16 protein-coding genes are annotated in these 11,989 nt (G+C 68.0%); 5 read left to right on the top strand and 11 right to left on the bottom strand.

From position 1 onward, the window contains the following. Nucleotides 1-267: 267 nt before the first annotated feature. Nucleotides 268-669, top strand: a complete 402-nt coding sequence (locus C1I93_RS09360; protein WP_111242841.1) for a hypothetical protein — start codon at nt 268-270, stop codon at nt 667-669. A gap of 50 nt (nt 670-719) precedes the next feature. Here C1I93_RS09360 and C1I93_RS09365 read toward each other — a convergent pair whose 3' ends face one another. The 3 genes from C1I93_RS09365 to C1I93_RS09375 form a co-directional block, all read right to left on the bottom strand. Beyond that, nucleotides 720-938, bottom strand: coding sequence for a 3'-5' exonuclease (locus C1I93_RS09365; protein ID WP_212808479.1), 219 nt, complete (start codon nt 936-938; stop codon nt 720-722). A 101-nt stretch (nt 939-1,039) separates the two neighbouring features. Further along, nucleotides 1,040-1,243, bottom strand: a complete 204-nt coding sequence (locus tag C1I93_RS09370) for a hypothetical protein (protein ID WP_111242842.1) — start codon at nt 1,241-1,243, stop codon at nt 1,040-1,042. 111 nt (nt 1,244-1,354) lie between these two features. Then, on the bottom strand, nt 1,355-2,155 hold the full coding sequence (locus C1I93_RS09375; RefSeq protein ID WP_111242843.1) for a CE1 family esterase: 801 nt from the start codon (nt 2,153-2,155) through the stop codon (nt 1,355-1,357). A gap of 74 nt (nt 2,156-2,229) precedes the next feature. Between C1I93_RS09375 and C1I93_RS09380 the strand changes: the two genes are divergently transcribed. After that, nucleotides 2,230-2,784 (top strand): TetR/AcrR family transcriptional regulator, encoded by a 555-nt coding sequence (locus tag C1I93_RS09380; protein ID WP_111242844.1) that lies wholly within the window; start codon nt 2,230-2,232, stop codon nt 2,782-2,784. A gap of 87 nt (nt 2,785-2,871) precedes the next feature. On the opposite strand, the gene C1I93_RS31460 is transcribed toward C1I93_RS09380, so the two are convergent. From C1I93_RS31460 to C1I93_RS32350, 6 genes are all read right to left on the bottom strand, one after another. Continuing rightward, entirely contained in the window at nt 2,872-3,027 is a 156-nt protein-coding gene (locus tag C1I93_RS31460; RefSeq protein WP_181445083.1) for a hypothetical protein, read from the bottom strand. A 182-nt stretch (nt 3,028-3,209) separates the two neighbouring features. After that, nucleotides 3,210-3,680: an NUDIX domain-containing protein gene (locus tag C1I93_RS09390; protein ID WP_111242846.1), complete on the bottom strand. Its 471-nt coding sequence runs from the start codon at nt 3,678-3,680 to the stop codon at nt 3,210-3,212. Between the two features lie 63 nt (nt 3,681-3,743). Next, nucleotides 3,744-4,544, bottom strand: a complete 801-nt coding sequence (locus C1I93_RS09395; protein ID WP_111242847.1) for a protein phosphatase 2C domain-containing protein — start codon at nt 4,542-4,544, stop codon at nt 3,744-3,746. Between the two features lie 13 nt (nt 4,545-4,557). After that, on the bottom strand, nt 4,558-5,463 hold the full coding sequence (locus tag C1I93_RS09400; RefSeq protein ID WP_111242848.1) for a hypothetical protein: 906 nt from the start codon (nt 5,461-5,463) through the stop codon (nt 4,558-4,560). Between the two features lie 106 nt (nt 5,464-5,569). Next, nucleotides 5,570-6,307 (bottom strand): TauD/TfdA family dioxygenase, encoded by a 738-nt coding sequence (locus C1I93_RS33075; protein ID WP_111242849.1) that lies wholly within the window; start codon nt 6,305-6,307, stop codon nt 5,570-5,572. Between the two features lie 385 nt (nt 6,308-6,692). Beyond that, nucleotides 6,693-7,304: a CGNR zinc finger domain-containing protein gene (locus C1I93_RS32350; RefSeq protein WP_111242850.1), complete on the bottom strand. Its 612-nt coding sequence runs from the start codon at nt 7,302-7,304 to the stop codon at nt 6,693-6,695. An 85-nt stretch (nt 7,305-7,389) separates the two neighbouring features. On the opposite strand from C1I93_RS32350, the gene C1I93_RS09415 reads away from it, so the two are divergent. The 3 genes from C1I93_RS09415 to C1I93_RS09425 all read left to right on the top strand — a co-directional run bounded on the left by C1I93_RS09415 (nt 7,390) and on the right by C1I93_RS09425 (nt 10,224). Then, nucleotides 7,390-7,974, top strand: coding sequence for a hypothetical protein (locus tag C1I93_RS09415; protein WP_111242851.1), 585 nt, complete (start codon nt 7,390-7,392; stop codon nt 7,972-7,974). Nucleotides 7,975-8,135: 161 nt separating this feature from the next. Continuing rightward, complete coding sequence (locus C1I93_RS31465) at nt 8,136-8,276, top strand: hypothetical protein (protein ID WP_181445084.1); 141 nt, start codon at nt 8,136-8,138, stop codon at nt 8,274-8,276. Nucleotides 8,277-8,601: 325 nt separating this feature from the next. Continuing rightward, nucleotides 8,602-10,224 (top strand): exonuclease domain-containing protein, encoded by a 1,623-nt coding sequence (locus tag C1I93_RS09425; RefSeq protein ID WP_111242853.1) that lies wholly within the window; start codon nt 8,602-8,604, stop codon nt 10,222-10,224. A 347-nt stretch (nt 10,225-10,571) separates the two neighbouring features. Here C1I93_RS09425 and C1I93_RS09430 read toward each other — a convergent pair whose 3' ends face one another. Both C1I93_RS09430 and C1I93_RS09435 read right to left on the bottom strand, forming a co-directional pair. Then, nucleotides 10,572-11,459 carry a helix-turn-helix domain-containing protein gene (locus C1I93_RS09430; protein ID WP_111242857.1) on the bottom strand — a complete coding sequence of 296 codons (888 nt, stop codon included), beginning with the start codon at nt 11,457-11,459 and terminating at the stop codon, nt 10,572-10,574. Then, on the bottom strand, nt 11,452-11,865 hold the full coding sequence (locus tag C1I93_RS09435) for a hypothetical protein (protein WP_111242854.1): 414 nt from the start codon (nt 11,863-11,865) through the stop codon (nt 11,452-11,454). The genes C1I93_RS09430 and C1I93_RS09435 overlap by 8 nt, the downstream gene beginning before the upstream one ends. Nucleotides 11,866-11,989 lie beyond the last annotated feature (124 nt).

The raw sequence follows: 11,989 nt of genomic DNA on the forward strand, positions 1-11,989 counted from the left end.
TCAGCACGAGAACGACGACGAACAGGCCGAGCGGGCAGAGTCCTCGATCTGACGACATCTGCACAGCTCAGAGCCAATATCAACTGGCCTCGGGTCCATGATTGGACACCCAGAACCCCTGGCTCGGGGCAGACCACAGGGCTAGCGTCTGAACCCATAAAGGGCATTGATCAGATTCAACTGACAAGTTGCATTTGATCGTCAAATTTGCCTCTTTTCCACCTCAAGGGTGGTCACACCCCCGCCGCACCAGTCAGAGGAGCCACCATGTCCAACGAGCCCCCAGACCTGGCCGACCAGCCCGCCGTGAGCGACAGTGACATCGCCGAGGCCGGCACGTTCCTGGTCCCTGCCACCTTCACCGGCATGCCGCCGACCGCGCAGCTCTTCTGGGCTGTCGTCGAGTCCACGGGTGTCCTGGTCCGCGGCTTCGGGGTCGTCTCGGCCACCCGGATCACCGTCGGGCAGTACCAGGTGGTGTTCAGCCACGACCTGACCCGATCCGCGTACGTCGGGAGCATCGGCCTGACCGGCTCCGTCGGCGCCTCGCCCAGCGGCCAGATCGCCGTGGTCGGGCGTGCGGGCGTGCCGAACGGCGTCTTCGTCCAGACGTTCAGCGGGACGGGAGTGGCCGCCGACCGGGCATTCCACCTGACCATCTCGTCCTGACACCGACGCATCCAGGTCCCCGCCACCGCAGGTGGCGGGGGCCGCTCGTGCTACAGGAACGGGCTGGGGGTGCCGCTCCACGAGACGTACTGTGCTTCGCGGGCCCGGGTGCTGGCGACGAAGAGCAGGCAGCGCTCCCGCAGCAGGTCGCTGTCGTGCTGCACCGGGTCGACCTCAGGTGGTGTGACCTCCTTAGCGAAGGGAACCGCCTTCGCGGTGACGCCGACCATCGCGACGCAGCGGAACTCCAGGCCCTTCATCGCGTGCATGTAGACCAGGAGAGGATCTCCTCGGTGCTGCGGTAGTTGATGCGCAGCCGGCTGCTGCGGCCGGTGACGGAGATGCCGCGTGCGGTGAGCGAGACCCGGGCTCAGGGGTGATTTCTCCTCGTCCACAGCACATAGACGACGCAGATGATCAGCATGAGTGCGGCCGTGGCAGACCAGGCCCAGCGGGCGAAGGGTTCGTCCGCCATCAACGCGCGAATGCCAGCCAGGACAGCGAACGCCAGCGGGCCCAGACCGAACCATTCGGAGCGCTCAGAGAAGGCCAGATCCTTCATCGTCTGCCGCATGCGGCCACCCTAGCGCTGCCCACTTTGGAACCTGATGGATCGGTCAGGTTGCCCTGGCGACGCCAAGCACATCGAAGTCTGGCAATCTTTACCATCGGCACGCGACAGCGATCAGTTCCAGAGGAAGAACTCGGCCATCGCGTTGGTGGTGTGGAGGTGGTGGTTGGTGCGGCCGAGCAGGCGGGGCGCCGGATGCGGGCCTGGGATGGTGTGGCCGTCGCCGCGCATGGTGTAGAGCCGGACGGGGGCATGCCCGTCCTGCCGGTGGTCGGTGCGGCTGATCCCGCCGGAGAGTTCTACGGTCACCGGCGGCGCTGTGATGCCGTTCCGCTGCGCGAAGTAGGCGGCGGTCTGCGGCGTGGACAGCGTCTCTCCGCCGACCCGGAAGGCGAAGCGGGCCCAGGCCGCCATCTCGCCGCCCTCGTACGGCACGATCCGGTCGGCGGTGCCGTGCAGCAGAAGAACCGGCTTCGGTACGACGGGCAGGCCCGGCACGAGGAAGTTGGCGGGTGCCGGTTGCTGGGCCGCGATGATCGTCGCGCCGGTGAGCAGGTCGGGGTGTTCGTGCAGCAGCCGGATCACCATGCCACCACCGTTGGAGTAGCCGGCCGCGTAGACCTCCCGCCCGCCCGCGTGCTGCTTCACCACCGCCTCGGCGAACGCCACGTCGTCGATGCCGGCCTGGCGAGCCGGGAAGCGGCTGGCTGTACGGGCGTCGTTCCAGTTGCCTCGGTAGCCGTCGAGGTAGGCGACGGCCGTGCCGGGAATCGCGTCGAACGCCTGACCGGTGAAGGCGCGAAACTGGGCTGCGTTCTGCCTGGAGCCGTGAAAGACCAGCAGGAGGCGGTCGTGACCGCCCGCCGGCTCGATGAGGGTATAGGTGCGGGTGCGACCGGCGGCTTCGATCTCCATGATGACCCTTCCGGATAAAGTATTCACTTCAACCTAGTCGCAAGTGGATGGGTTATCCAGTTATCTTGGTCACCATGACCCGCAGAGACGCCGCCCGCAACTGGCAACGCATCGTCGACACCGGCCGCGCCTTCGTGGCCGAGCAGCGGCCGCTACGGCTCAACGATGTCGCCCATGAGGCGTCGGTCGGTGTCGCCACGGTCTACCGCCACTTTCCCACTCCCGAGGCGCTGCTCGAGACGCTGGCACGCCCGAGCCTGGAGGACCTGATCGCGTACGCCGAGAGGACCCTGCGTGACGACGACCCCTGGCTCGCGTTCACCGGCTTCCTGACCGCCGGCATCGATGCGCAACTGGCCGACGCCGCCCTGCAGCCGGTCTTCGCCGCCACCGCGCACGAATTGCCGGAGACGGCCGAGCTCGTCGGCCACTTGGACGCCTTGGCCGCCGACCTGCTTGACCGGGTGCGTGCGGCGGGCCTGCTCCGTCCCGGCGTCGAGCACGCCGACGTGGTGCGCCTGATGTGCGGGGTGGTCTTCGCCGCCTCGGTCCACGCGACGCCTGCCGAACGGGCGGCACTCACCCGCCGCTACCTCGACGTGGTGCTCGACGGCCTGCACGCCCGGTGACACCGATCGTCCGAAGGCGACGCGCACCTCGCGGAGTTACCTAGACGAAGGGGTCGCGTTCCATCCGATTCAGGGTACGTCCCCGCTTCAGGATTCCTGATTCACCGCCTGCTGGTAGAACCAGGCGAGGTGTTCGGTCAGTGCCTCGCGGGCGGTGGCCTCGGCAAGGACTTCCAACGAGAAGCCGGGGCGGAGGAACTGCCGAGGCTCGTCCTGCTGGGGCAGGCCGGCGAGCTGGGTCAACTCCTCGACACCGAAACGCTGTGCCTGAATGGCTCGACCGCACCTCGGCCCGCATGTCAGTGACGATGCGCAGCGGGATCCGGTTGATGCTCGCGGTGGCCCGGCCGATCAGCAGACGCCGGATGAAGTAGCTCTCGACGTGCAGCATCGCCGAGGCGATCTGCTCGGAGGTCGCGGTCGTGTCAGCTTCCCGACAGGAAGCCGCCGGCATCGGCGGTCCGTAGCCGTTCCTGCCACCGGGCAATGGTCTGCTTGTACGGCTCGGGCATGGGCAGGGCCGGCACCTTCTCATACCCGAACAGCCCGAGTTCCTTGTGCTCGGCCGAGTACGCGAGCTGCTCCTTGCCTGCGTATCTCGCACCGTAGCTGACGATGAAGACGTGCCGAAGCCGCGTGATCTCGTACACCCAGGTGTCGATGATGTCGACACCGACGATCGTCAGGCCGAGTTCCTCGGCGACCTCCCGGCACACCGTTTCCTCGGGTGTCTCGCCGACTTCGAGCTTGCCACCCGGCAGTTCCCACTCGTCGCGCTCGTTTCTGAGCAGCGGAACACGGCCGTGATAGTCGACCACGAGCTTCACCGAGATTGGCAACTGGTACTCAAAATAGCCACGGTTGCGCTCTACCAGGTACGGGGGACGTTCGGTCATTCGGGTCCTCACGAGTTGTGGAAGCAAGCCGTCCTGGAAGGTCACTGCGAGCAGGACATGGACTCAGTTCGGGGTAAGCAGTACGGCGGCCACGTCGTCCGCCCGTTTGAATCGGCCCGCCCGACCATCGGGTCCACTCTCGGCCTCCCGGATCAGCTTCTCCAGATAGGGCAGCCCACGCTCGATGGCATCGTGGACCACGGGCTGCCAGTCCGGGTAGACCCCGTAGTCGGTGACCAGCCGGGCAAAGCCGTCCGTACAGAGCAGGACAGCGTCGCTTGCCACCCAGGCGCCCGCCACCCCATGGGGACGCAATCGGCGTCGCGGATGGCCGGAGAAAACGGATTCATCGTCACCTGAGGTCATCGTGAAGATCCGCCGCTCGTGCATGGCGGCGGTGACCCGGCCGGGATCCGTCTCACCGGTCGCGACCGCCGCTGCTTCCCGGCGGTCGAAGTACCCGGTGGCCAGCACGACCGGCTCGGGACCCGCGATCACGGCCGTCGCATCACCGATCCGGCTGATGTCGTAGCCGGGTCCCTGATCCACACAGAGCGCGATTGAGCAGGCTGGCGGGACACGTTCGGCCGGAAAGTCCAAGACCTTCTGCCGCCGGGCAACATCGTCGGCAGCCGCCTCAAGCAACGCGGCAGCCGCGCCCCGATATCCCTGCGCGCCTGCCTCGGAGAGGTACTTACCGATGGTGTCCACGAGCCACTGCACGTCGCTTTCGGCGGGTAGCGCCGCGTCCGGATAGAGGTCGGTGGCACCGTCGATGACCCAGGCCAGACTTCCCGCATAGCCGACTCGGTCTTCGTTCGTTCGCGTGCCGCCCGCCGTGGTGATCGCTGTTTGCACCCGCACCGCTCGCCCACCCTCACGACATCCAGGAAGCCGGCACGAAGATCCCCGCCCCGATCAGCGCACAGCCGAACACGACTGCCACTGCCACCCGGCGTACCCGGCTGTTGTTGACAAGAGAGAACGTACCGAACACCACACCGACCGCGCCGGAGGCCACAAGCATCAACCGGATGCCGTAGATGCCTCCCGCCTGACTCGCGATGTTGCCGGCCGTGGCGATGAACGCGACGACAGCTGCCAACAGGCCAAGCAGTTGCAACTGCTGTGCCTTGAACTCGGCCAGCTCGGTGCGAAAACGTTCATGTGCCTGCGCCCAACGCGCCCGTTCCTGCATCAGGTCGATGCGGACCCGCGTGGCCTGGTACTGCGTCAGTCGACGCAGATAGTCGCGGGAGGCCCGTGGCTCCAGCTCGATTGCCTGAGCCACCGCGGAGCGAGCCGCCTCGAACTCTCCGCGCAGCGCCAGCACCCGACCTTTCGTCTCGAAATAGTGGGCGACTCTGCCCTGCGACAGGCTGATCGCGCGATCGACGTGGCGCTCGACCTCGTCGAAGTCATGGGTGCGCTGTGGGGTCTCCAGACGTTCCAGATACTCGACCCAGAACGCGGCCAATTGATGCACCACCGCCGGCACGTCCGGCATGGCAGCGACCGCGTGGCGGGAGTACTCGACCGCGCTCCGAAGTGAGGCAAGGTCACCTCGGGTACGCGCAGCGATCGCCCGGAAGGTATGGAAGTAGGGTTCGGACCCGAACTCCGCCTCATGCTCGCGTACGACCGCAGCGTACTCAGCGTGGCGTTCCTCGCGCCGCAGGCGCAGCAGCAGCGCATAGAGGGCAGCGAAGCGGGTCCGTGCTCGTGCACCTTGATCATCGAGGATCGCCCGCAGCGCCGGCTCCGGCTCTGGATGTGCCTCCATGACCTCACGGATGGCGAGCGGAAAATCGGCATCGGACGGGTTCGTCCTTGCCAACGCCGCCGCGAGTTGGGCCCGCGCGATACTCAGCGCGGAAGTCGACCTGGTCCTAGGAATCCGCAAATCTGAACCCCCGATTCAGCCAAGCATACGGATGATCTCTTCTGACCTTGGCCAGCAGCCGCACGAGAAGCCGGTCACCACTGAACTCCGCCCGCCCATGCAAGATCCGATGATTGTGGATGAGATACCCGTCCCCGGCGGCAAGATGGATGGTCTCCGCCGTCGCGCGGATCAGTTGACGAAATTCGGTCGCCGTGTCCCACCGACCATCAGTGCTGTACGGCCGAGCCACACCGTCATCGCGGTAGCGAATCCTGACGAGGCCAGCATGCTTCTCCACAACAGCGATATCGCCCCTGCCATCAGAAGTGGCCAATCGCAGCCCCGCCAAGCCAGACGCAGAATGATCCCGACCGTGCACCCGCAGCACGCGTGCACCGTCAACCAGAACTGCCTCTCCGCCAGCAGGCGCACCGGACAGCATCAACGCAGCGACGAGGCTGGGCGGCTGATCCTGGAGGCTTCGATCTGTGTGCGGCGGCAAGACGTTGCGGGAAAATCCCGCCACATTTTCCCGAAAGTCGGATGTGTCACGAGGCGCAATGATTGTCATCCCTGCGCCGGATTGATGTGGATGATCAACGGGCTTGGTCCAGGCGTGGAGCAACGCCCGGACGTCAGCAACGCGCGCGTGCTTGATCAGCACGATGCCATCACGGGCGAGAATGTCCGGAACCCGATCGGCGGCGATCTCGGCCGCACCATCCTTCTCCAGCAGTAGCATGGTCCGCCCGGGGAGGTTCGAGTGGCATCATTCAATCAATCGACTCTAGTCGAATTAACAGAACTTGCCATCGCTGTCGATAATCCGACAGTTATTCACGAACTCGAACTCTGCGAGTCGCAATATCCAGACTGGCATATGGCCCGCTCGGTCGAGACGCCCAACGGAAGCGACAGAGAGGCACAAGCACCTCTCGCGTCACGACCCGGGCAGGGCGCGCCCGGCTTAAGTTCCCCGCAACGCTTGGCGTCGTACTCGGCTTGGTCGACGAGCCCGCCACGAAGGTCTCGAAGTCGAGCTGTGCTGCCTGCGTACCCAATCATGTGAGCCCGTCGACCGCGTGCCGGCGGAGCGGTCTGCGGTCGGGACGGCGTCTGGACGCTGGTCAGTCCGGCTGCCGGCGGGCGGCGTAGGCCCGTACCTTTGCCCGGTTGCCGCAGGTGGCCATGCTGCACCAGCGGCGTCGGCCGCGTCGGTCGAGGAAGAGCCATCCGCAGTCGACGGCCGGGCAGGCGCGTACCTCGGTGCGGGCCGGGGAGGTGAGCAGGTCTGCGGCGGCGCGGGCGCAGGCCAGCAGCGGCAGCAGCAGACCGATGTCGTCGGGCAGCGTCCAGCGGGCGAGTCCGTCCTGGTCCGACTCCAGCACTGCCTCGGCGGCGGCTCGGTGTGCCTGCTCGGCGATGTGCCGGAAGGCCGTGGTGTCGGCCGGGTCGAGCAGGACGTCGTGCAGCGCGGTACGCAGCAGCCGGGTCGCCACCAGCACTTCGTGTGCGGCGGATGGCTGGCGGCGGCCCTCATCCCGAAGTCGAGCGACGGTCGTCGGAGTGAGGAGTTGGACATGTCCGGTCCACACCGCCAGGCGGTCGAAGTCGCGCAGCCACTCCCGTTCGGGGCTGGGTGGTTCCGCCCAGCCGGCCCAGGTGTTGCAGAGCTCCAGGGCGGGATGCCCGCCGACCGGAATCGGCATCGGATAGCCGTCGACGTTGACCCAGTGCATGCCCAAAGTGTGCCTTGACTCGGCAGCACTAACCAGTGTTGTCTATAACACCGGTTAACTTCCATTTACTGGTTAGGTGGATGACATGCGCCTCGGGAAAATCGCCTGTTGGTCCCTGCTCGGCACGCTGATGGTGTCCACGGCCCTCGTGACCGCGCCCGCGAGCCCGGCGGTCGCTCGGGACGTCGGGGCCCAAGCGGTCCCGTCCGCTGGGCACGACCTCCGCCCCGAACCGTGGCGTCCGTCCATTCAGGAGGAATGGACCGGGCCCGCCGGCCGCTACTGCTCGTTCCCCCTCCAGGTCCGCGTCGTCTCCCAGGACGTACGGGTCCGGGTGCTCGCGCGGTACGCCACCGGCGCCGTCCGACTTGAGGAGTACGCCGGCCCGCTGACCGTGGACTTCGTCAACTCCGACACCGGCCAGGCCGTACGCCGGGACGCGGGCGGGTCCGGACTGCTCGAATACCGCCCGGACGGCGGGTGGCTGCGCTACACCATCTTCGGGCCGGCGGGGTTCGGCTTCCGGCCGGGAGACCACTACCAGCGTGGCTATTACATCCTCGACGGGTTGCACGTCATCTCGATCGACCCAGCCGGCGCCCGTACGCTGACGCTGAGCATCGGTCGACAGGACAACGTGTGCGTCGCCCTCGGTGACCCGACGATCTGACCGCTTCCTGAAGTGGGGCGCCTCGGAGGTCGATATGGGCGCTCGCCAGTGGAAGGCGGACCCGTCTGCCCAGCTCAGCCGCCGTTGGGGCAAGTCGTCACACGAGCTGGGCAACACGTCCGGCGACGGCAGCTGCCCGGACATCTGGGAATTGAGCAACGGTGACGTCGCGGTCATCGGGCACCGAGGAGGCACACCGCTGGTGGGGCGAGGCAGCTGAGCGGCTGGCCGAATTGCCCGACTCCCGCGCGGCGGGGCTGCGCCACCGCATCGAGTCAGACCTGCGGGGCAGCACCGACTGACGAGCGAACTCAGACTCCCGCCGGCCAGCCTCGAGCCGATGCCCTTCCTCCTCTCGGCTCAGGTCTGCCCGTCCTATCGAGGCAGACGGACAGCCGCCTGTTGTCCGATGTGGACCGGGTCTCGTCCGCCGCCCTACGACTGGCTGGTCCGACCGGACCCGACCGTTTGCCGGAGCGCAGATCAGCATCGTCCCTTTGCAATCGTCTTCGATCCGACCGGTCAACGGGATGAGCAGTTTCGCTCACCGTAGCCACATGATCACCTGATCTTGGATGCCTGCCGGCACGGCACCATGTCAGCGTGCCAACGCACCACCCCCGGGTGATGGCCCGAACGAGAGGACGAGTCTTGGGACTGTTGGAGTCGTTTCGTCGCCGTAAGCACCAGCCCGCACTGCCGACCACGGGCCTTCAGACAGTAGGGCGGCAGCGCAGAGCAGGTGAGCTGCCTACCGGGATCGGCTTCGCCGTGATCGATGTCGAGACAACGGGATTGTCGGCAGGCCGGGACCGGGTCGTGGAGATCGCGGTGGTCAACACCGACCTGTCCGGCAGGATTGTCGACACCTGGACCACGCTGATCAACCCGGGCGGTTCCGTCGGCGCCACCCATATCCACGGCATCACCAACGCGGATGTCAGGCACGCACCGAGCTTCGCCGCCGTGGCGGGTGAAGTCACAAGCCGGCTGGCAGGCCGCGCCCTGGTCGCCCACAACGCCCGCTTCGACCTGGCGTTCCTCAAAGCCGAGTACGCCCGAGCCGGCTGGCAGCTGCCGGCCTGCCCGTACCTGTGCACTCTGGATGCGAGCTGGTCGTACCTGCCGCATTTGAGCCGGCGGCGGCTGCCCGACTGCTGCTACGCATCCGGCATCGAGCTGCAGGAGGCCCACTCTGCCCTCGGGGACGCCAGCGCGACCGCCGCGCTGCTCGCCTCGTTCCTGCACCCGCATCGGCAGCCACGGCACCAGCACACCCGACTGCCGGCACAGGCCGTTGACGTGGCCTGGCCGTCGGTCCCCCGAAATGCGGTCTCCACCGTTCCCCGTACGCCTCGCGTCGAGGCCACTCCGGCTGCGCCCGGCAGCCTGGCTGCCCTGCTGGACGATCTGCCGCTGTCGTCGGTGCTGGAAGAGGGTGCGCCGCAGGCCACGACCGCATACGTGGAACTACTCGCGGAGGCCCTCGAAGACGGCATCCTGACCGACGACGAGGCCAGCGCGCTGGCTGAGCTGGCCAAGACGTACGCGCTGACCCGCCAGCAGGTCGACGCCGCCCACCGTGGTTTCCTCCTCGCCCTGGCGCACAAGGCGGTCGAGGACGGCAAGGTGACCCGGGCTGAGCGCAACGACCTCCTCGCCACTGCCGCTGTCCTTGGCTTTGCCGACGGCATCGTCAAGGCCGTACTCGACGAGGCGACGGCCGCGTTGCACGAGTCCCGGAGCAATGAGTGCCGCCCGTTGCCTGACCCGTGGCCGCACGGTGATCCGCTGCGTATCGGGCAGGGCGTGGCGTTCACCGGATGCGACGAACTGGAACGCGCCCGACTGGAGGGGCGGGCACAGGCCGCCGGCCTCCGGGTGACCGGCGGCGTGTCCCGCAAGACCGCGGTGCTGGTCACGGATGGCGCCGACGCCGGCACATCCAAAGCCAGAGCCGCCCGCCAGTACGGCACCAGAATCGTCACCCCGACGGTCTTCGCTGAACTCGTCGCCTACGTCCAACCGGTCACGCCTGCGGAGCCACCCCCGGCATCCCGGCCCGCGTCCTCCACCGAACCCCGCAAGGTGGCTACGCCTGCGAACGCGGCGCAGCCAGCCGGTTTGCCCACAGTGGATCCGTCAGCGGTACGATCCTGGGCACGTCAGCAGGGCTGGCCCATCGGGGTGCGCGGACGACTTCCCGCCGATGTCGTGGCCGCCTACCACGCCGCACACGCCGAGCAATGACTGTCCTGACCGCCGCTTGGCGGTGCGATCGGTAACCCGGACCGAGGCGGTGGGATGACTGCAACGTTCGTCGCGGTGCCCGAATCGTCGGGCCGACGGTACGACCCGGTCGCTTCGCCGCCTTCACCGTCGCCGCCCGGCTCACTTCCGCCCGCAGATCTTGGAAAGCTGCCGTCCGAGCTCCGAACGTCCCGAATCCAAGATCTACATCACGCGCCCCTCCCGTGCTCCGAACTGCTGTGGGTCTGCGGGCAGAATCGACTGCGGGACTGTTCATGACCTGCGGCAGCCGAGTCGAGCTTCCGCCGCTTGCCGCCGAGTGCGCCAGGTGAGTACCGCGCGGCGGCTCAGGCGTCGGCGTGGTGGACCTGCGCGGTGATCTTCTCGATCAGGTGGCGAGACTGGTCGTGGTCCAGGGCCACCGCGTCCAGCCCGGCCCAAACCTGCTCGTACGCGGCCACTTCCGGTTCCCGGTCGAGGTAGAGCGACCCGGTCAACAACTCGCGGTAGACCACCGGCGGATCCGGCTCCGCCCGGTTGCCGGGCGGAAAGTCCAGCAGCATGAACGGCCCCGCGATCGCCGCCCGATGCACCCCCACCGCCAACGGCACCACCCGCAACGACACCTGCGGCAGCCGACTCACCGCCACCAGATGCCGCAACTGCTCGACCATCACCGCCGGATCGCTGACGGCACGCAGCAGCACCGCCTCGGCCAGCATCGCCTCAACTCGCGGCGCCGCCGGCAACCGCCGCCGCAACACGTCCTGCCGGCGCAGCCGTACCTCGATCAGCTTTTCCCGTTCCGCCTCGGTCAGGTCCGACCGCCGCCGACACACGGCCATCGCGTACCCCCGGGTTTGCAGCAGCGCGGGGATCATCCCGTCGGCATACTCGCGCAGCCGGCGGGCCTCGGCGGCCAGGCTGACGTACGGTTCGCACCAGCGCGGCAGCGGATCACCGTACGCATGCCACCAGCCCTTCGCCCGCGTCTCCCCGGCCAGGGCGACAAGCGCGGCGGTCAGCTCGGGCCGGGCAGCGTACCGCTGGCACATGTCCCGCACGTCGCGGCGGCTCACCGCGGACCGGCCCGCCTCGATCCGCCACAGCCGCTGCCGGCTGACCTGCAACGCCTCCGCCGCGCCGTCCACCGTCATCCCCGCCTCGGTGCGTAGCTGCCGCAGCACCCGCCCGAGGTGTCGACGCGGCACCGACGACCCGGTGTCCTCAGCCATCGCCGCGCCGCCCCACACCCGCCGCACGATCCGCGGCTTCCCTGGACAGCGCGGCGACGCGGGCCAGCACCGGCCGCCACTCACCGTCCTGGCCGTCCGGGGCGATCTCGACGCCTTCGAGCCACATCCACTGCCCCTCGTACCACTGGCTGAGGTCCCGCCGGACCCGGACGATCCGCAGCCGCAGCGGTCCGGTGGCGTACCGGTAGTCAGACCTGTCCAGCCGGACCACGTCGCCGGGCCCGACGCAGACCTGCGGCACCACCGGCACGCGGACCGCCGCCGCCCACGCCGCCCCGACCGGGCACTGGCACCGCACCCCGACGCGGGCGGCCAGCGCCGCCTGCCGCGCCCGCAGCAGCAGCCGGTTGCGGACCTGCGCGGGCGACAGGTCGAAGGCACTCATCGCCGGTACGCCCGCAGACACCGTCGGATGACCAAGCCGGCCCAGGTCGCCCGGGAGAACGTGCGGTCCGCGCGACGGTCCGGGCACTTCGCGGTACGCGACTCCTCCCCCGCCGACGCGAACC

Origin of the sequence: Micromonospora endophytica (assembly GCF_003236305.1) — a bacterium.
Lineage (GTDB): Bacteria > Actinomycetota > Actinomycetes > Mycobacteriales > Micromonosporaceae > Micromonospora > Micromonospora endophytica.

Coding starts and splice junctions, on each gene's coding strand:
- C1I93_RS32350 (WP_111242850.1), bottom strand. CDS start 7,304: ATGCACTGGGTCAACGTCGACGGCTATCCGATGCCGATTCCGGTCGGC.
- C1I93_RS09425 (WP_111242853.1), top strand. CDS start 8,602: ATGGCCCGAACGAGAGGACGAGTCTTGGGACTGTTGGAGTCGTTTCGT.
- C1I93_RS09400 (WP_111242848.1), bottom strand. CDS start 5,463: ATGGAGGCACATCCAGAGCCGGAGCCGGCGCTGCGGGCGATCCTCGAT.
- C1I93_RS09365 (WP_212808479.1), bottom strand. CDS start 938: ATGCACGCGATGAAGGGCCTGGAGTTCCGCTGCGTCGCGATGGTCGGC.
- C1I93_RS09415 (WP_111242851.1), top strand. CDS start 7,390: ATGCGCCTCGGGAAAATCGCCTGTTGGTCCCTGCTCGGCACGCTGATG.
- C1I93_RS09430 (WP_111242857.1), bottom strand. CDS start 11,459: ATGGCTGAGGACACCGGGTCGTCGGTGCCGCGTCGACACCTCGGGCGG.
- C1I93_RS09375 (WP_111242843.1), bottom strand. CDS start 2,155: ATGGAGATCGAAGCCGCCGGTCGCACCCGCACCTATACCCTCATCGAG.
- C1I93_RS09390 (WP_111242846.1), bottom strand. CDS start 3,680: ATGACCGAACGTCCCCCGTACCTGGTAGAGCGCAACCGTGGCTATTTT.
- C1I93_RS09435 (WP_111242854.1), bottom strand. CDS start 11,865: ATGAGTGCCTTCGACCTGTCGCCCGCGCAGGTCCGCAACCGGCTGCTG.
- C1I93_RS09380 (WP_111242844.1), top strand. CDS start 2,230: ATGACCCGCAGAGACGCCGCCCGCAACTGGCAACGCATCGTCGACACC.
- C1I93_RS33075 (WP_111242849.1), bottom strand. CDS start 6,307: ATGCTACTGCTGGAGAAGGATGGTGCGGCCGAGATCGCCGCCGATCGG.
- C1I93_RS09360 (WP_111242841.1), top strand. CDS start 268: ATGTCCAACGAGCCCCCAGACCTGGCCGACCAGCCCGCCGTGAGCGAC.
- C1I93_RS09370 (WP_111242842.1), bottom strand. CDS start 1,243: ATGCGGCAGACGATGAAGGATCTGGCCTTCTCTGAGCGCTCCGAATGG.